The 18,381-nt window shown below is 54.3% G+C and carries 13 protein-coding genes, 1 tRNA gene and 1 pseudogene; 6 read left to right on the forward strand and 9 right to left on the reverse strand.

Features of this window, described 5'->3' with window-relative positions; genetic code table 11:
- Positions 1–2: 2 nt before the first annotated feature.
- Both CG67_RS15820 and pepA read right to left on the reverse strand, forming a co-directional pair.
- The gene (locus tag CG67_RS15820) at positions 3–461 is read right to left on the reverse strand and encodes a DNA polymerase III subunit chi (protein ID WP_025903906.1); all 459 of its coding nucleotides are present in this window, start codon (positions 459–461) and stop codon (positions 3–5) included.
- A 121-nt stretch (positions 462–582) separates the two neighbouring features.
- Positions 583–2,094: a leucyl aminopeptidase gene (gene pepA / locus CG67_RS15825; RefSeq protein WP_025903907.1), complete on the reverse strand. Its 1,512-nt coding sequence runs from the start codon at positions 2,092–2,094 to the stop codon at positions 583–585.
- A gap of 265 nt (positions 2,095–2,359) precedes the next feature.
- Here pepA and lptF point away from each other — a divergent pair, with 265 nt between their 5' ends.
- Both lptF and lptG read left to right on the forward strand, forming a co-directional pair.
- Entirely contained in the window at positions 2,360–3,460 is a 1,101-nt protein-coding gene (gene lptF / locus CG67_RS15830) for an LPS export ABC transporter permease LptF (protein ID WP_025903908.1), read from the forward strand.
- Positions 3,460–4,536 carry an LPS export ABC transporter permease LptG gene (gene lptG / locus CG67_RS15835; RefSeq protein WP_025903909.1) on the forward strand — a complete coding sequence of 359 codons (1,077 nt, stop codon included), beginning with the start codon at positions 3,460–3,462 and terminating at the stop codon, positions 4,534–4,536. Before lptF ends, lptG begins: the two co-directional genes overlap by 1 nt.
- Positions 4,537–4,592: 56 nt before the next feature.
- On the opposite strand, the gene CG67_RS17910 is transcribed toward lptG, so the two are convergent.
- The 4 genes from CG67_RS17910 to CG67_RS15855 all read right to left on the reverse strand — a co-directional run bounded on the left by CG67_RS17910 (position 4,593) and on the right by CG67_RS15855 (position 10,699).
- Positions 4,593–6,524 (reverse strand): autotransporter outer membrane beta-barrel domain-containing protein, encoded by a 1,932-nt coding sequence (locus tag CG67_RS17910; protein ID WP_025903910.1) that lies wholly within the window; start codon positions 6,522–6,524, stop codon positions 4,593–4,595.
- A gap of 89 nt (positions 6,525–6,613) precedes the next feature.
- The gene (locus CG67_RS17915) at positions 6,614–8,116 is read right to left on the reverse strand and encodes a S6 family peptidase (RefSeq protein ID WP_025903911.1); all 1,503 of its coding nucleotides are present in this window, start codon (positions 8,114–8,116) and stop codon (positions 6,614–6,616) included.
- 268 nt (positions 8,117–8,384) lie between these two features.
- The gene (locus CG67_RS15850; protein ID WP_025903912.1) at positions 8,385–9,674 is read right to left on the reverse strand and encodes a DUF445 domain-containing protein; all 1,290 of its coding nucleotides are present in this window, start codon (positions 9,672–9,674) and stop codon (positions 8,385–8,387) included.
- A gap of 107 nt (positions 9,675–9,781) precedes the next feature.
- Positions 9,782–10,699, reverse strand: a complete 918-nt coding sequence (locus CG67_RS15855) for a LysR family transcriptional regulator (RefSeq protein ID WP_025903913.1) — start codon at positions 10,697–10,699, stop codon at positions 9,782–9,784.
- Positions 10,700–10,857: 158 nt separating this feature from the next.
- Between CG67_RS15855 and CG67_RS15860 the strand changes: the two genes are divergently transcribed.
- On the forward strand, positions 10,858–12,285 hold the full coding sequence (locus tag CG67_RS15860; RefSeq protein ID WP_025903914.1) for a M20 family metallopeptidase: 1,428 nt from the start codon (positions 10,858–10,860) through the stop codon (positions 12,283–12,285).
- The gene (locus tag CG67_RS15865) at positions 12,282–13,544 is read left to right on the forward strand and encodes an MFS transporter (RefSeq protein ID WP_025903915.1); all 1,263 of its coding nucleotides are present in this window, start codon (positions 12,282–12,284) and stop codon (positions 13,542–13,544) included. Before CG67_RS15860 ends, CG67_RS15865 begins: the two co-directional genes overlap by 4 nt.
- Before the next feature lie 59 nt (positions 13,545–13,603).
- Here CG67_RS15865 and CG67_RS15870 read toward each other — a convergent pair whose 3' ends face one another.
- From CG67_RS15870 to CG67_RS15880, 3 genes are all read right to left on the reverse strand, one after another.
- Entirely contained in the window at positions 13,604–15,103 is a 1,500-nt protein-coding gene (locus tag CG67_RS15870) for a helicase HerA-like C-terminal domain-containing protein (protein ID WP_025903916.1), read from the reverse strand.
- Between the two features lie 377 nt (positions 15,104–15,480).
- On the reverse strand, positions 15,481–16,167 hold the full coding sequence (locus tag CG67_RS15875) for a MarC family NAAT transporter (protein WP_025903917.1): 687 nt from the start codon (positions 16,165–16,167) through the stop codon (positions 15,481–15,483).
- Positions 16,168–16,407: 240 nt separating this feature from the next.
- Positions 16,408–16,923: a DUF2501 domain-containing protein gene (locus tag CG67_RS15880; RefSeq protein WP_025903918.1), complete on the reverse strand. Its 516-nt coding sequence runs from the start codon at positions 16,921–16,923 to the stop codon at positions 16,408–16,410.
- A gap of 470 nt (positions 16,924–17,393) precedes the next feature.
- Here CG67_RS15880 and CG67_RS15885 point away from each other — a divergent pair.
- A tRNA-Leu gene (locus CG67_RS15885) sits at positions 17,394–17,478 on the forward strand.
- Positions 17,479–17,554: 76 nt separating this feature from the next.
- Positions 17,555–18,280: pseudogene (locus CG67_RS17920) on the forward strand (tyrosine-type recombinase/integrase); the annotation flags it as partial.
- Positions 18,281–18,381: the final 101 nt, after the last annotated feature.

Genomic DNA, 18,381 nt, shown 5'->3' on the forward strand with positions numbered 1-18,381 from the left:
TGCTATGTCGTTTTTGGCGCCGGTAGGGTTGCCGTATTCAATTGGAAACCGACGCTGCGATACGCTTTATAGCGGTCACGCGCCAGCTGCTTCAAAGATTCTTCATCAGGGACAAAGTCTATCACTTCATGGAAAGCGGTAGCAAAATCTGCAAACCACGGGAGCAGGGTGATCAGCAGGTCGCGGGAGGCATTCCCCCGTTTTTCCGGCCACGCCAGTTCAACCGGTGCGCCATAACGTGGCCCTTCACCGGCCAGATTATGGGGCACAAAGGAATCCGCCGGTCGCTGCCAGAGCGCTTCGTCCAGACGGACGGCCTGCGCTTCGTTTTCACAGGCCACCAGAATACGCTTACCCTCACGCCAGCGCGCCGCGGCCAGTTCACAGGCCATGGCTTCAACTGCAGACAGGGGCTCGTGTGGTGTATCGGGGCCGGGAAGGTAAAAGGTGGCATTTTTCATGCGATTGCCTGTATTCCATGAAGTAAAAAGAGTGACCAGGGTCACTCAGGGTAATCCGGTTTCTGCCGTGAAGATACCGGCAGGACAGCCCCCGGCTCAGCAGGGGACTGCCGGTACAACCTTACTCGTCGGTGCCCAGACCGGCACGGTTCAGCAGGAACTGTGACAGCAGAGGAACCGCACGACCGGTTGCGCCTTTGGCTTTACCTGAACGCCATGCAGTACCTGCAATATCCAGGTGCGCCCAGTTATATTTGCGGGTAAAGCGGGACAGATAACATCCGGCAGTGATAGCACCGCCAGGCCGGCCGCCGATGTTTGCCATATCCGCGAAGTTGGATTCCAGCTGATCCTGATACTCATCGCTCATCGGCAGACGCCATGCGCGGTCACCGGACTGCTCAGAAGCACTGATCAGCTCGTGCGCCAGCGGGTTATGGTTAGACAACAGTCCGCTGATATGATGGCCCAATGCTATCACACATGCGCCGGTCAGGGTGGCAACATCCACCACGACTTCCGGATCAAAACGCTCGACATAAGTCAGAGTATCGCACAGCACCAGACGCCCTTCGGCATCGGTATTCAGCACTTCAACCGTTTGCCCGGACATAGTGGTCAGGACATCGCCCGGACGTAATGCACGGCCGTCAGGCATGTTTTCACACCCGGCCAGCACGCCGACCACGTTCAGTGGCAGTTTAAGCTCGGCGACCATGCGCATCACACCGTAGACGGTGGCCGCGCCGCACATATCATACTTCATTTCGTCCATGCCTTCCGCAGGCTTGAGCGAGATGCCGCCGGCATCGAAGGTCAGCCCTTTACCGACCAGAACAATCGGCCGCGCATCGGCGTCAGGATGTCCTTTATATTCGATAACCGACATCAGCGATTCATTCTGCGAACCGGCACCGACCGCCAGATAAGCATTCATCCCCAGCTCTTTCATCTGCTGTTCGCCGATGACGCGGGTGGTGATGTTCTGGCTATAGGCATCCGCCAGTTGTCGTGCCTGAGACGCCAGGTACGCCGGATTACAGATGTTTGGCGGCATGTTGCCGAGATCTTTTGCTGCTTTCACCCCGGCGGATACTGCCAGACCATGCTGAATAGCACGCTCACCGCTGGTCAGTTCACGACGGGTAGGGACGTTGAAGACCATTTTACGTAACGGACGACGAGGCTCGGCTTTGTTGCTTTTCAGCTGATCAAAGCTGTACAGAGACTCTTTTGCTGTCTCAACCGCCTGGCGGACTTTCCAGTAATTGTTACGGCTTTTGACATGCAGTTCGGTCAGGAAGCACACAGCCTCCATTGAACCGGTGTCATTCAGCGTATTAATGGTCTTCTGAATAATCTGTTTATATTGACGCTCATCCAGTTCCCGCTCTTTACCACAACCAATCAGCAGGATGCGTTCAGAAAGAATGTTAGGCACATGGTGCAGCAACAGGGTCTGGCCAACTTTGCCTTCCAGTTCACCGCGACGTAGCAATGCGCTGATATAGCCATCGCTGATTTTATCCAGTTGCTCGGCAATTGGCGACAAACGACGAGGTTCAAACACCCCGACGACTATACAGGCGCTGCGTTGTTTTTCCGGGCTACCGCTTTTTACACTGAACTCCATGTATTCTCCTGAATCTTAAAGACAACAGCGTTTGCTATCGTTAGAATGTATAACTCTTATTCTTATTATGAAACAGTTATGCCATGACAAACAGTGGATTGGCGTCATAATAAGCTAAGATTCTGAGGACGATGCCTCAGTATCCTGAGAAGGTGGTCATACAATTTTAGCCACGATAGCAGCCATTGATGAAGTAAAATGGCTAATAAGCGTTGAAACTATCGACTTTCCTGCAAAAAGACAAGTTTTCACAGGCGTATTTAGCGTGATTATCATTAGATATCTGGTTCGGGAGACGCTCAAAAGTCAATTCGCCATTCTGTTTGTCCTGTTACTGATCTTCTTCTGTCAGAAGCTGGTCAGGATCCTCGGAGCGGCAGTCGACGGTGATATCCCGACAAATTTAGTACTTACTCTGCTGGGGCTAGGCGTGCCCGAGATGGCGGAGCTTATCTTACCATTAAGTTTATTCCTGGCTATCCTGATGACGCTGGGAAGGCTCTACACGGAAAGTGAAATCACGGTCATGCATGCCTGTGGTCTGGGCAAAGATGTGCTGGTCAAAGCGGCTCTGATCCTGATGTTGATCACCTCGGCCATGGCCGCGGTAAACGTCATCTGGCTCGGCCCCTGGTCGGCGAGATACCAGGATCAGGTCACACAAAATGCCCGGGCTAACCCGGGGGCCGCGGCGCTTGCCGCAGGGCAGTTCCGCACCTCAAACGACGGCAATATGGTGCTGTTTATCGAAAACGTGAAGGGGAATCAGTTCGGTAACGTGTTCCTGGCCCAATTGCGTCCGAAGGGGAATGCCCGGCCTTCCGTTGTGCTGGCTGATCACGGACATATGGAACAACAGGCAGACGGCTCTCAGACGGTGGTTCTGGATAAAGGCACCCGGTTTGAAGGTACAGCGATGCTTCGCGATTTCCGTATCACTGACTTTACTCAGTATCAGGCCGTTATGGGGTATAAAGAAGCGACCCTGGACCCGAACGACTCTGACCAGGCCTCCCTGTCTACGCTCTGGCATAACCATACTCCGGCATTCCGGGCAGAGCTGAACTGGCGTCTGACACTGATTTTCTCGGTGCTGGTTATGGCGCTGATGGTGGTGCCGCTCAGCGTGGTTAATCCTCGCCAGGGCCGTGTCCTTTCCATGCTGCCAGCGATGCTGCTGTACCTGATTTTCTTCCTGGTTCAAAGCTCTTTCCGTTCGAATGCGACCAAAGGCCGCCTCGACCCGGCCGTCTGGATGTGGTCAGTGAACGCAGGGTATTTCGTGCTGGCGATTGTGCTGAATCTGTGGGATACGCTGCCAATGCGGCGGTTCAGAGCGCGTTTCAGTCGCAGTGAGGTAGCCTGATGTTTGGAGTTCTTGACCGTTATATTGGTAAAACGATTTTCAATACCATCATGATGACACTGTTTATGCTGGTGTCATTATCGGGCATTATCAAGTTTGTTGAACAGCTACGAAAAACCGGCCAGGGTGCTTATACCGCACTCGATGCCGGTTACTTCACCTTACTGGGTGTTCCTACCGATCTGGAATTGTTTTTCCCGATGGCGGCCCTGCTGGGGGCCTTGCTGGGGCTGGGGAACCTGGCTCAGCGCAGTGAACTGGTGGTGATGCAGGCCGCCGGATTCACCCGGCTACAGATTGCGTACTCGGTGATGAAGACGGCGATCCCGCTGGTATTTCTGGCGATGGCTATCGGTGAGTTTGTTGCACCTGCCGGTGACCAGATGGCGCACAATTACCGTGCACAGCGAATGCTGGGCGGGTCGCTGTTGTCGACTCAGGGCGGGCTGTGGGCCAAAGACGGTAATAACTTCATCTTTATTTCTCACATCAGTAACGAAAACGAACTCAGTGGCGTCAGTATTTATCGCTTTAATGACCAGCGCCGTCTGACCGATGTCCGCTATGCGGCCAGTGCCGTCTGGGATAAGGCTGCCCGCCAGTGGGACCTGACTCAGGTGGATGAATCCAATCTTACCGATCCGAAACAAATTACCGGTTCTCAGCGGGTCAGTGATATCTGGAAAACGACACTGACGCCGGAAAAACTGGGTGTGGTCGCGCTGGACCCGGATTCCTTATCGATCCGTGGCCTGAATGATTACATTAAGTACCTGAAACAGAGTGGGCAGAAAGCCGGACGTTATCAGCTTAATCTGTGGAGTAAAGCGATTCAGCCTCTGTCGGTCGCGGTCATGATGCTGATGGCGTTATCCTTTATCTTTGGGCCGCTGCGTAGCGTATCGATGGGGACGCGGGTGGTCACCGGGATAAGTTTTGGTTTTCTGTTCTATGTCCTGGATAAGATTTTCGGTCCGTTAAGCCTGGTCTACGGCTTGCCTCCGTTCCTCGGGGCTATTCTGCCGAGTGCTGCTTTCTTATCTGTCAGTCTGTATCTGCTGATTAAACGACGCTGATTCAGGCAAAAAAAAGGGGTCACCGGCAGGTGACCCCTTTTTTTTTGAGCCGGATATCAGAACGTGAACTCCATCCCGCTAAGGATGTTCCAGTCATCGATACCCTCTCTTTCCAGCCGTTTCTGATACTGTACCCGCGTTGTCATTCGCAGATTATCGGTAATACTGATGGCCGCATCGGTATTCAGTTGCAGGCTATTTCCGCCACGACCGGCGCTGAACAGGCTTTGTGTCTGCCCGTCACTAATGACGACCTGACGGGCCGCCCCCGGGCGCAGTATAACGCGGGCATCCGCTCCCAGGCTCACACGCCCCAGCGTCATCCGGTAATTCACCCCGACCCTGAAATCAGGCGTATGCTGCATTTCATAGCTGACCCTGGCATTGTCCTCATCAGTAAAGGAACGGATCCGCAGTTGCTGCCAGTGCATGCCCAGTTGCGGAGTCAGACGATGATGACCGTATTGCCAGCCTTTCCCGGCCTCTATCCCTGTCAGCCAGCTACTGGCTACCGGTGTTGCGACTTCTCCCCGTAAGCCGGTGCTGACATGGCTACGAAAGCGGGTATAAGCGAGAGGGATTTCCAGTTGCCAGCCATTATCGTTCTGCCAGCGTAACAGGGTATTAATGCTGAGAGTATCTGCACTGCTGCGGCTGTCGCCATCTGCGGCAGAGGGCTTGACTGAAAGTGAGCCTTTACTTACTGCCAGACCGAATGTGAGTTGCTGTTCCCGGGCTTCGGGAGAGCTCCAGCGACTGCCCATCATCCAGCCATTGGATTTCGCGGTGGAATCATACCCGTAATTTGTGAAATTTCCGGCAGAATGATAGCGCTCATTACTGTGATATCCGTAGACAAAAAATGCAGAGCGGGGATCACGTACGCTGTCAGAAAACATTTGCTGTAAATCTTCACTCAGGCGGGAAAAGGCCCCGGGCAGAGAAATATAGGCGGGGACCTGAGGCGTTGTGGCTGGTCTGACCGGCAGAGGTTCCTGCTCTTGTTCCTGTTCCTGGCCTTGTTCCTGCTCAGGCTCCGGGCCGACCGGAATGGTGTTTCCCTCACTGTCGAGCAGGATGTTTTGTAAACGATAATCCCAGAACTGATTGCCTTCACCGTCAAGTAAGCGTTCACTTGCACTGGATTTCCCGGGGGCAAACGCATACAAACCGTAGGCCCAGGCACCCCGGGCCACATATTCGCCGGCCAGTTTGACGCGTTTTTCATCGGATTCGCCACCGACCTGTAATACCGAGATCCCCTCATTATTATCAGCCCGCTGATTACCATTACTGTCTGTATCCTGCCAGTCGGCCTGTGAGAGGATGCTGATAAGCAGCGGCGAACTTTCTGTGGTATTCAGGTCACCGGAAATAAGTAAGTGGTCACTGGCATCAGGAGAATACCCGGCCCTGAGGATCACACTGTTATTTTCACCGGCCGTCAGGGAGTTCATTTTCATCACCGAACTTTCGCCAGCAGAATAATGCAGCCCGGGATAATAAGTGACATCTGCATCCCCGGAGACGTCTGAGAAACTGCCGGCCCCGGTGAGCAGCGTACCTGACTGCAGTGTCAGTGCCCCGGTCACCCCGGAAAGGACTTCCAGCTCTCCCTGACTGACGGTGATACCGCCACTATTCTGGCTATATCCGGCCAGTGTCAGGCGACCTTCTCCGGTTTTCAGTAAAGACCCCTCACCACTGAGATTGGCATCAATCCGCGAAGCCAGTTCACCGGCAGTACTGATATTCTGGCTGATATCTGCAAGCAGTTGCGCGTCTGCCCCGTCCAGTACGGTCGTGCCTTTGAGTGTACTGCGGGCTAATAAGCGGAGCGTGGCGTTATCCGCTACCCGGAGGTCGGTCTCTACAGTGGCGTGCTCTGCCAGCGTCAGTGAACTGTTCTCTGCCACAAAGGCTGTTCCGGCAGTGTACTCTTGCGGCAGCCAGTCATCGTCATAGAGGACATTAGCGGCATGTAACACCTGCTGTCCGGATAACTGCAGGTCACCGGTACTGACCTGTAGCGTCCCCAGAGTTGCTCCGCCGCTGAGTAACCAGCTCCCCTCGGTGGTCAGATTGAGTGTCCCCCGGCGTCTTCGGACCCCAGTGATTCGGCAAAGGTCTGCTGATCACCTGACAGGATAAGTTCGGAGGCCTGCGCTGCATTATTATTCAGCAGGCGGGCACCATCATCATTATGTTTTATCTCGCTGAATGTCAGCGACTGTCCGTTCATATCCAGTGTACCGCCACGGTAGCCGAACTGAATATTTTCGCTGTTGATCTGCCCGGCGCTGCCGAGCACGACGACCGGCCGGCCACTGACCAGTGTGATGACGGAAAAAGCCTGGCGTTGCCCGTCACTGTCAGCCTGCTGATTCAGAATAACTGTGCCGTCCCCGGTATTTAATGCTCCGGGATTAACGCCTGTTGCATTCACCAGTAATGTACCGGCCCCGATTTTATGAAGTGCATCGTCCGCCTGCCCGTTCACCTGCCAGTCGACAGTCATACCTTCATCGACTTCAATACCGCCGCCGACCCAGCGGGAATCCTCGTCCTGCTGACTGACCACCTGGTAATTCCCGGAAAACTGCAGTTTTGCCGCACCGTGATTGACAGACTGCTGCAAGACAATGGTGCCGCCGTCACCCTCAAACCGGAGATCTTTTGAGGCATCCAGTTCATCATTACTGGCTTGGGACGGAATCAGGCTGTCCGCCACTCCGTGCCATGACCATTCATTCTCACCCTGGCGAATGGCATCGGCAGACCAGACGATATCCCCGTCACCTGCCGTATCGGTAACGGAAGGATCGGTATTCTTCGCCAGGACGTCGGCGATTTCCTGGTCCCGGAGGTACAGAATATATCCGCGCAGGTTATAGGGGGCTGTACCGGCACCACTGGTCAGAACACCCGCCAGACGCCAGATTTTATCGACATTATCGTAAACCAGCATCGGGCTACCGCTGTCTCCGGACCTGGACATGGAATCCAGAGGCTGTACCGCCGGGTTATCGGGCGAGTAGTTGTACCAGCGTAGCCGCCAGCTTTCAAAGGTCGGGTTCAGGATAGTCCCGCCGGTTTTCCACTTGTATGCGCCGCTCAGTTTGGTCAGGGTTTGCGTTTCAGCATCGACCTGATATTGCGTACCGGAACCTACCCGGGTGTACCAGGTATAACGGTCTTTATTCGCCGCCAGCGTAGAACCTTTTACGGTTTCCAGCGGGGCGGCTTCGGTCACCACTTTATTTAATCGCGGGACATGGAAGTCATGGGTTGTCGAATTATTCCTATTAATTAATTTATAGCTTGTTTTAAATTTCGCATTATTTCCGAAAGAAACGGTCTTATATCCGCCATTATGTCGCACGCCGACAACATAAGAAGGGGAAATCAGGGTGGCATAGCCGGAAGAATTAACCGCAGAAAAATCCGGCATCGGATAGGATAAAATACCCGCCACACTGCCATCGGTTTTAAAAACAGAAATATTTTCAACGCCGGGACGGTATTTCCCCAAATTTTCCGCAAAGTCCCGATATTCCTGAACAGGAACATCTTCACGCATAACACCGGCGTTTCCGGGGAATGGGCTGAGAGAAAAACAACAGAAGAGAGTCACTGAAAGGGGTCTGTTCAATGTGTATAATCCTTATTTTATTGACAGGGTCTTCCTGACCCTTTCGTGTTTATAACGGATTAATGTAACCTTGTCCAGAGGCGGCAGGTGAGAATATATTCATTATGAGTGATGGTCTGTGAAATATATCCCGGAGTGATAAAGTCCGGGAATTTAACTGCAGGGACATCCTGTTTCGGAAATATTTAACTTCAGGTCAGGTAAATGAGTGGCCTATTATCCGGATAAACAGAGGGAGCTGTGATAATAAAAAAAGTAATAATCCTAATACTCCGCCGACCAGCGTACCGTTAATCCGGATAAACTGTAAATCACGGCCGATATTTTGTTCTATCTGGGCCGACAACTGGTGATCATCCCAGCTTTTTATCGTATCGCTGATATGGCGGGTAAGAAATCGTGCGACGTCCGGGCCTGCCTGAATAATGGCCTGCTCCAGATGATGCGTAAATGAGGCACGTAGTTGCGGGTCATCGCCCAGGGTACGGCCGAACCATAGCGTGGCCCGGGTCAGATGTGCACCGGTCACTGAGTCCTCACGGGACAGATCCTGCTGCAGCCAGTCACGCAGGTCATCCCAAAGCCCTGTCGTATAGCGGTTGAAGGTTTCGTCTTCTTTCAGCCAGGTTTTAAGCCTTTCTGCACGGTCCTGCATGTGCGGATCCGTCTTCAGTGACTCAATAAAACGCAGCACCATCCGGTTAGCGCTGTCACGAAGCTGGTGGTGCTGATCCTGTGCCACATCCAGCAATAACGTATCTATTATTGCGGTCACCTTTCCGGCCCCTTTCTCGCCCAGCCACTCTGCCGGAACCAGCCTGGCCATCGTCGGATACTCTTTGCTGAACCACTGACTGATTTGTCCGGCAATAAACTGCCGTGACTCCGGGTTCGCCAGTATTTCTGTGATTTTTTTGATCAGGGTATCCAGCAGTTCCTGATGGCGATTTTCCCGCGTCAGACTCTCCAGCAATAAAATCGCGGCCTGACGGAAATCGACAGTTTCAATGGCCCGGTGGATCCCCTGCTGCATAAAGCGGCGGATGTTCTGATCATTCCCCGCCCGCAGAAAACCGGCAATCAGCTGGCGGATAAGTGCGCTGAGTCTGGCGGCATTTTCCGGAGCACTGAGCCACTGTGCCATTTTTTGCGCCGGATCGTGGCGCCGGATCAGTGCGATCATACTGTCGGTAGAGAGGAATTTTTCTTCGACAAACCGGCCCAGATTATCGGCAATTCGTTGTTTATTGCGCGGAATAATCGCGGTATGGCGACCGATAAACGGCAACGGGATGCGGCGGAACAGGGCGGTCACGGCAAACCAGTCGGCGAGCGCACCGACCATGGCCGCTTCTGACACCGATTTTATTGCCTGAATGGTCAGCGTTTGCGGCAGAAAGAGGGTCGCTACAAATACGCAGGTCACTACAGTTAACAGGCAGAGCGCCAGCCGTTTGGTTCTGGTCAGAGCGGAAATTTTATCCATACAGTCGCCTGAAAAGTAAACAAAAGAAAGAGCCAGTCAGTGACGGCTGCCGGCCTTCAGCATAGCAAGCGGATCAGAATTTTTCCTGCCGGGATCGCGTCGCGGGTTTATGCCGCGTCACCGGAATGGTCACTTCGTTGCTGTAACCGGGTGGTCAGGAACTCCAGAAACAGGGTGATCGCGGCGGACTGCTGACGTCCCGGTAACAGATGGATCTGCAGGGTGCGCCGGGTAAGATGATTAATATCCAGATTGCGTAACACCAGCGGATGATCATGGTGATCATAAGGGACGGTAAAACGACTGCACAGGGTGACGGCCAGCGGCGTCTGGCGCAGAAAGTGGTACAGGGTCGCAAAGCTGTTACAGGTCAGCGTCGGTTCAATAAAGACGCCGTTCATCTGACAGGAGAGATCAAACAACTGGCGTACGGTGGTGCTTTGATCCGTCAGTGCCACCGGATAGCTGCTCAGATCCTGCAAATGAAAACTCTGGCTGGCCAGCGGATGCCGGGCGGACATCACGACAAGTACCGGGGCGGGCCAGCTACCGGCGATCTGTACTCCGCGCTCGGGGTGCAGGCAAAACTGCAGGGCCAGGTCACACTCACCGCGATGCAGACTTTCCGACACCTGTCGGGTATTCCCGGTTTGCAGATAGAAACTGACCGAAGGGTATTGCTCGCGGAACCGTGAACAAATCGCCGGCAGCAGGTCATAGGCGACGCCTTCCGTACAGGCGATGCGGATAGCCGTACGACGGATGGCGGTCAGCCCTTTTATCTCTGACAGGGTGACTTCCATATCACGCTGGCTTTGTCGCAGGCGGTGTTCGAAGAGTTTCCCGGCATCATTCAGCACCATTCCCCGGGCATGCCTGTCAAATAAAGTGACGCCGGCGTCCCGTTCCAGACGCCGTATCTGCCGGCTGATGGCGGAGGTGGCCACAAACAATTGCCGGCTGGCGGCACTTAATGAACCACTCTCGGCCACGGCCAGAAAATAACGAAGTTCGGTACTCAGCATCAGCTTGCCTTATAACGGTGCATGCCGTCTTTTTGTGCAGTTCAGCGTTGCTTTTAAAGCAAGGCTTATTTGATATTTTGATAATTGTGGCAAAGGTGGAGAGTAGCTTAGATTGTCTGAACAATAAAATAATTCTCATAATAAACGCGGACAGACAAATGACAGCAGAAAAAGCAGTAGCCAGCGCCAGTGCCTGGTTTGACAGCGGGGAGTTTAAACGAGTTCTGGCGCGCCGGGTGGCGATCCGTTCCGAAAGCCAGCGCGATGATCGTGATGAGGCCATCCACGCTTACCTGACGCAGGAAATTACCCCCGCGATGGAAGCGATGGGCTTTACCCTGACGCCACTGGCGAACCCGCAGGCCCCTGAACGGCCGATGCTGCTGGCCACGCGCATTGAGGATCCCGCTCTGCCGGTGGTTCTGTGCTACGGGCATGGCGATGTCGTGTTCGGTGACGATGAAAACTGGCGCAGCGGTTTAGACCCCTGGTCGCTGACCGAAGAGGGTGACCGCTGGTATGGCCGGGGCAGTGCGGATAATAAAGGCCAGCACTCGGTGAATATCGCGGCGCTGGAACAGATTTTTGCGCTGCGTGGTGGCAGCCTGGGGTTTAACTGCAAATTCCTGTTTGAGATGGGGGAAGAGATCAGTTCACCGGGTCTGGCAGAAGTGTGTGAACAGCACCGCGAACTGTTACAGGCCGACGTCTTTATTGCGTCTGACGGGCCAAGGCTGGATGCGGAAAGCCCGACGCTGTTTCTCGGATCCCGCGGGGCAGTAAATGTCCGTCTTACGCTGCATGCCCGTGATCGCGACTACCATTCCGGTAACTGGGGGGGCTTGCTGACTAACCCTGCTACCCGCCTTTGTAATGCCATTAGCAGCCTGGTCAATCAGCACGGGCAGTTACAGGTCGCGGCGCTGAAACCCCCGGCCATTACGGACAGTGTCCGTAAAATATTAAGTGAAATTGAACTCCGGCCGGGTGCGGACAGCCCGCAGATCGACCCTGAATGGGGTGAAGCCGGTCTGACCCCGGTTGAGCGGTTGTACGGCTGGAACACGCTGGAAGTGCTGGCGATGACCAGCGGTAATCCGCAGCGACCAATGAACGCCATTCCCGGAAAGGCCACGGCGGTCTGCCAGCTTCGCTTTGTGGTGGGCACTGACTGGGAAAATATTGCGCAGCATCTGGAAAATCACCTGGCTGCCGCTGGCTTTGCGGATGTAAAAGCAGAACTGTTACGGGGCAGCCCGGCGACCCGGCTGGATCCTGAAGATCCGCTGGTGGGCTGGGCGCTGGCATCGATGCAGAAAAGCAGCGGCAAAAAGCCGGCGTTACTGCCTAACCTGGGCGGATCCTTACCGAACGATGTGTTTGCCAATATCCTGCAACTGCCGACGCTGTGGATGCCACACTCGTATCCGGCCTGCGGTCAGCACGCGGCGGATGAACATATGCTCAAATCTATTGCCCGTGAAGGCCTGATCATGATGACCCACCTGTTGTGGGAATTCGGTGAAAAAGGTGAGCAGTTAGTGGCAGAGCATAAGGCATACCAGCAGCAGGGGCAGGGATCATGAGCACTCATCCGGTCCGTCAGGCTCCGAACCTGTACAAAACGCTGTTTTCCACCTGTGTCGGTAATGCGCTGGAATGGTTTGATATCGCGGTCTATGGCTTTTTTGCCCGGTATATTGCCCATGCGTTTTTCCCGACCGAAAATCCGTCCGTGTCATTGTTGCTGACCTTTGGCAGCTTCGGTGTCTCGTTCCTGATCCGCCCGCTGGGGGCGATTGTGCTCGGTGCGTATGCGGACCGTCATGGCCGGAAAAAAGCCCTGATGCTCTCGATAACGCTGATGACGTTCGGCGGCGCGATGATTGTCTTTATGCCGGGCTATGCCACTATCGGACTGGCGGCCCCGGTACTGATCCTGCTGGCGCGGCTGATCCAGGGGTTTTCCGCCGGCGGGGAGTTCGGCAGTTCGACCGCGTTTCTGGTAGAGCATTTTCCGCATCGTAAAGCCTTTATTGCCAGCTGGCAGTTCGCGACCCAGGGGGCCAGTACGCTGCTGGCCTCGGCGTTCGGACTGGGGCTGACCCAGTGGCTCAGTGAAACAGAAATTCAGCAATGGGGCTGGCGCATCCCGTTTATCTTCGGTCTGCTGATAGGGCCGGTCGGCTGGTATATTCGTCGTCATGTACATGAGCCGGAGAGCTTTGTCAGTCAGCAGCACGACCATTCGCCGCTGAAGCAACTGATGGGCAGCCAGCGTCATCTGTTAGTGCTGGCGATTGGCCTGATGGTGATCTCAACCGGGATCAACTACATGCTGAACTATGTACCGACCTACGCCACGAAAAACCTGCACCTGGCCGGTAAAACGGCCTTTACCGCCACCCTGCTGGCCGGGGTGATCCTGACGGTTGTGACTCCGCTGGCCGGGCTGTGGGCTGAGAAAGCAGGGCGCCGTCCGCTGATGTGGACATCGCTGGTATTACTGCTGATCACCATTTATCCGGCCTTCAGTCTGGTGGTGAACCATCCGGATGCCAATATGCTGATCCTGCTGGTGGGCTGGCTGGCACTGCTGAAGTCGGTCTATTTTGCGACCGTGCCTTCGATGATGGCCGACCTGTTCCCGGTCAGTACCCGTGCCAGTGGTATGGCAATCAGCTATAACATTGCGGTGACGGTGTTCGGGGGCTTTGCGCCGCTGATCTGTAGTCTGCTGATCAGTGCTACCGGGACCAGTCTGGCTCCGGGATACTATCTGATGGTGCTGGCGGTCATGAGCAGTGTTGCGCTGGCGTACACCCGGCGTTACCAGCACGTCTGAGACGCAGAAAAGCAGAGGGGGCCATTGATGGCCCCTTTTTTGTGAACGGGATTTGCGGATTACTTCCTGCCACCAAACAGACTGCCGAGCACGCCACGCAGGATCTGGTTAGTGACCTGCCGGGTGGCGGTTTTTGCCATGGTCTGAACCACACCATCGTGCCGGCCGCCCCGTGGCCCGGTATAGCCGAACAGAATTTTCTTCAGGCCGTCGATGACCGGATTTTCCTCACCTGCGGCACTGCCTTTTGCCGCAGGCGCATGGCTCTGATCACCTGCCGACTGTATCCCTTTTTGCAGCAATTCATAGGCGGATTCTCTGTCCACGACTTCATCGTATTTACCATACAGGGGAGAGTGGTTGATCAGGCCGTTACGTTCGTCGGCGGTCAGCGGGCCCATACGGGAGCCGGGCGCAATCACCATCGCCCGTTCGGTGACGGACGGGCTGCCTTTTTCATCCAGAAAAGAGATCAGGGCTTCGCCGGTGCCCAGGTTACGGATGGCTTCTTCCGTATCAAAGGCCGGGTTAGGGCGCATTGTCGTGGCCGCCGCTTTTACCGCCTTCTGATCTTTCGGGGTAAAGGCCCGCAGGGCATGCTGTACACGGTTACCGAGCTGCCCCAGTACCGTTTCCGGGATATCCGACGGGTTCTGGGTCACAAACCAGACACCGACCCCTTTGGAGCGGATAAGACGCATCACCTGCTGGATTTTTTCCAGCAGCACGGCCGGGACATCATCAAACAGCAGATGGGCTTCGTCGAAGAAAAACACCAGCTTCGGTTTCTCTGCATCCCCGATTTCCGGTAACTGCTCATACAGTTCAGACAGCATCCACAGCAGGCTGGTGGCATACAGTTTTGGCATCCGGTAGAGCTTTTCGGCGCTGAGGATATTAATGATGCCGCGTCCCTCTGCATCGGTACGCATCCAGTCACGGATATCCAGCATCGGCTCACCAAAGAAATACTCTGCCCCCTGTTGTTCGAGAGCCAGCAGGCCACGCTGGATGGCACCGACCGATGCTGTACTGATATTGCCGTATTCGGTAGTGAAGGATTTTGCGTTATCACCGATGTATTGCACCATCGAACGCAGATCTTTGAAATCCAGCAATAACATGCCGCGATCGTCGGCAATCCGGAAGATTATCTGTAACACGCCGGACTGAATATCATTCAGGTTCAGCAGCCGGGCGAGTAACAACGGCCCGAGGTCCGACACTGTGGCACGGACCGGATGCCCTTGTTCACCGAAGATATCCCACAGCACGACCGGGTTGTCCTGCGGCTGCCAGTCGGTGACGCCGATGTTATCCAGCCGGGCCTGTAGCTTTTCGCTGCTGACTCCGGCTTTCGCAATCCCACTGAGGTCACCTTTTACATCGGCCATAAAGACCGGGACGCCGATGGCAGAAAAAGATTCCGCCATTTTTTGCAGGGTGACCGTTTTCCCGGTGCCTGTCGCGCCGGTGATCAGTCCGTGGCGGTTGGCAAGGGCCGGAAGCAGGTTCAGGGTCAGTTCCCGGGTGCGGGCGATGAGTAAAGGTGCAGTCATTCGATGTTAATCTCTGGGGTTAGCGTGAGTCTTTTTATCATCTCACTGTCGGTGGTGATGATCCAATCGGTGTTATCTTTTACACCGTCGGCCCCGGAAGGACGGCCTTCACAAGGCTCTCCGGCCGGTGTTTCTCAAACTATAGTCAGAGACACCTGAAAAATATACCCGGTTTCCTGCAGGGAATTGACGGAGGCTATCACGATCTGCACTTTATCAATGCAGCCGTCCCGCGGCCGGAGCAGGAAGCAGCAGGCGTTAAAGGAATGGGATCTCTGTCAGCAGGATGGCTCAGCGGGAGCCATAATATCCCTGTCGATCCGCGACACTAAGCACGCGGGTACCGTATGAAGGCCCCGCGATGCCGGGGACCGGATTCAGCTCAGATGAGTGGCAACGTCCAGCACACCGTTAATCACAAACTGTACGCCCATACACACCAGCAGGAAGCCCATCAGACGCGAAATCGCTTCAATACCGCCTTTGCCGACCAGACGCATAATCGCTCCGGAGCTGCGCAGGCATAACCACAGAAGGAGGGCCACCAGCAGGAAGGTGATCACCGGAGCGACATGTAACACCCAGCCCGGAAAATCCCCGCTTTTCACGGTGGACGCGGTACTGATAATCATCGCGATGGTGCCAGGCCCGGCGGTACCCGGCATCGCAATCGGCACAAAGGCGATATTGACCTGCGAGTCATTAGGCTCAGCGGCTTTTATCTCTTCCTGCTTATGCTGTACCTCCAGGGTATCGTGAAGTTTCTGCACCGGGAAAAGCATCCGGAAGCCGATAAATGCCACAATCAACCCTCCGGCAATACGCAGCCCGGGGATAGAGATACCGAAGGTATCCAGCACTGCATTTCCTGCATACCACGCCATCATCATAATCAGAAAAACATAGACTGAGGCCTGGAATGCCTGACGGTTGCGCTCGCTGAAATTCATCCCGCCGGACAGGCCGAGGAACAATGCCACGCTGGTTAACGGATTGGCCAGCGGTAATAATACCACCAGCCCCAGCCCCAGCCCCAGCCCGATAGCCTTAATAAGTTCCTGCATAAAACCCTCGAATGTTCAGAACACCGGGGACCGCTGTTTTCCGGTTACCGGCAAGGAGACTCAATAAGTCAGTTTTTCGCCTGCGCGGGGCACAGTATAGTGTGATGCACAGTGCGGGCAGGAGCGAAAGTTGCTTCGACACCTAATGCAAAACGGTAACAGAAAAGCGTGAACAGAGCAGCAAAGGGATAAAACAGGGGGAATAAACTCAGTGCAGGCAGGGCCTGCACTGACGAGGGATCACATGCCGAGGTATTTTTTACCCTGATCGAGAACCACGTTACAGGCTTTGGTTTTCAGTTTTTCACCCATCGCGGTATTGCTCAGGTTTTTCAGGCTGATTTGCTGATTATTACCGGTATTCAGCAGACCCTGAAGCCCTTCCAGATAACCGGTCTGCTTCTGTTGTGCGCTGGTATCCGTCAGGCCCAGTTTGCTTTTCAGCTGGTCGGTGACTGAAGAAACATTATTTTTTACCAGGTTGTTCTCTGCACAGTACTGCAGGATCCCGGTGGCGTTGCTCATACTGTTGGAACTCACTGCTTTATTACCGCCAGCCAGTAAACCGGTGATAGAGGATAAGGATAAGCCGCTTTCAGCGCCGGTACTTTTACCGCTGGTGGCTGAAGAGGAATCCATGAGATCCGACGCTGTGCTGCTCAGTTTATCCTGCCAGCTTGAAGCACAGGCGGAAGCACTCACCAGAGCGGTAATCAGGCCCATAGCCAGTAAAGGGGTGCGTGTCGATTTATTCATTAATACAGCCTCATTTTGCTTATCTTTTATTTCCGGTACTCAGTTTAGTCTGTTATTGCTTCGGATTAGTTCCTTTTTTCTGTTCCCCTGGCTATCGCGCGGCAAAATAGGATTTCTTCCCGGGCATTACCGCCGGGCCCGCCAGCAAACACAAACCGCCCGGACGTACTCCCGGGGCTGATCACCGGCCACTGCTCGCTAAACGGCTGAAGCCCTTCGGGCCCCGTATTGCGGGACGGAATGCCCAAAAACCGGGACGTAAAGACCAAAGACCCCGGACATATCAGAGATTATTGCTATTCCGGCAGGACAAAAAAGGGTGATAAAAGGGGGAGAGCGATGCCCATCCGGGCCTGTAACGAAAGCCGGAGTGTTTGTTTTTCCAGCGATTAACGCGTTACCTAATGGAATCATCTTGCACCCGCCACCACTCAGGGTATAATCCCGTTGTTTTCCGCATACCCTTCAGTGCCGAAGTGGCGAAATCGGTAGACGCAGTTGATTCAAAATCAACCATCGAAAGATGTGCCGGTTCGAGTCCGGCCTTCGGCACCAATAGTATGCAAAATCAAGTCACCCAAGGGTGGCTTTTTTTGTGCCTGGGATCCAGTGGTATGTAAGGCTTTGCCCCGCTTTCATGCGCTTTGCCGTTCAGAGTGGTTTAATCGACCGCGCAAGAGATTGCCGGTGCGGTTGCTACGGTGAAAAGGCAGCATCGTGCTGCGCTCGAACTCAATCGCATTGCCGAATTACTTCACCGTATTGATCATTACTCCGGCAGGTTGTTAACCCGGCTGGCGGTTGAACTCACGATCCGTTCAAGCGAGCTGCGTTTTGCCCGTTGGGCAGAAGTGGATTTTGAAACAGCTATGTGGACGATCCCTGGTGAGCGTGAACCCTTAGAGGGGGTCAAACATTCATAGCGTGGTTCAAAGATGCGGACGCCTCACCCGGTGCCGCTTTCAAAACAGGTGCTGGCGATCCTGAAGCAGATAAAACAGTTCTGTGGCGAACATGAGCTGATCTTTATTGGCGATCATGATCCGCGTAAGCCAATGAGTGAATATACCGTAAACGGTACGCTACGGGTCATGGGATATGATACTAAGGTTGAGGTTTACGGCCACAGCTTCCGTACAATGGCCTGTAGTTCGTTAATTGAGTCAGGTCTATGGTTGAAGCATGCAGTGTAGCGCCAGATGAGCCATATGGAACGCAATTGGGTGCGGGCTGCATCTATCCATAAAGCGGAATATCCGGACGAACGCAAGCTGATGTTGCAGTAGTGGGCTGATTTTCTGGATGCGAATCTGCGTCGTTTGACTATGCGAAGATCAACCGGGGTAATGGCGTGTGAGTTGAATACCTTTATTTCCCGGTTGATGTTTAAATTAAAAAGACCAGCCAGCCCGCTTAGGACTGGTTAGTCACTATATTTTTTACCGTTGTTATCAGAAT

This window comes from Tatumella sp. UCD-D_suzukii (assembly GCF_000611875.2).
GTDB classification, from domain to species: domain Bacteria; phylum Pseudomonadota; class Gammaproteobacteria; order Enterobacterales; family Enterobacteriaceae; genus Tatumella; species Tatumella ptyseos.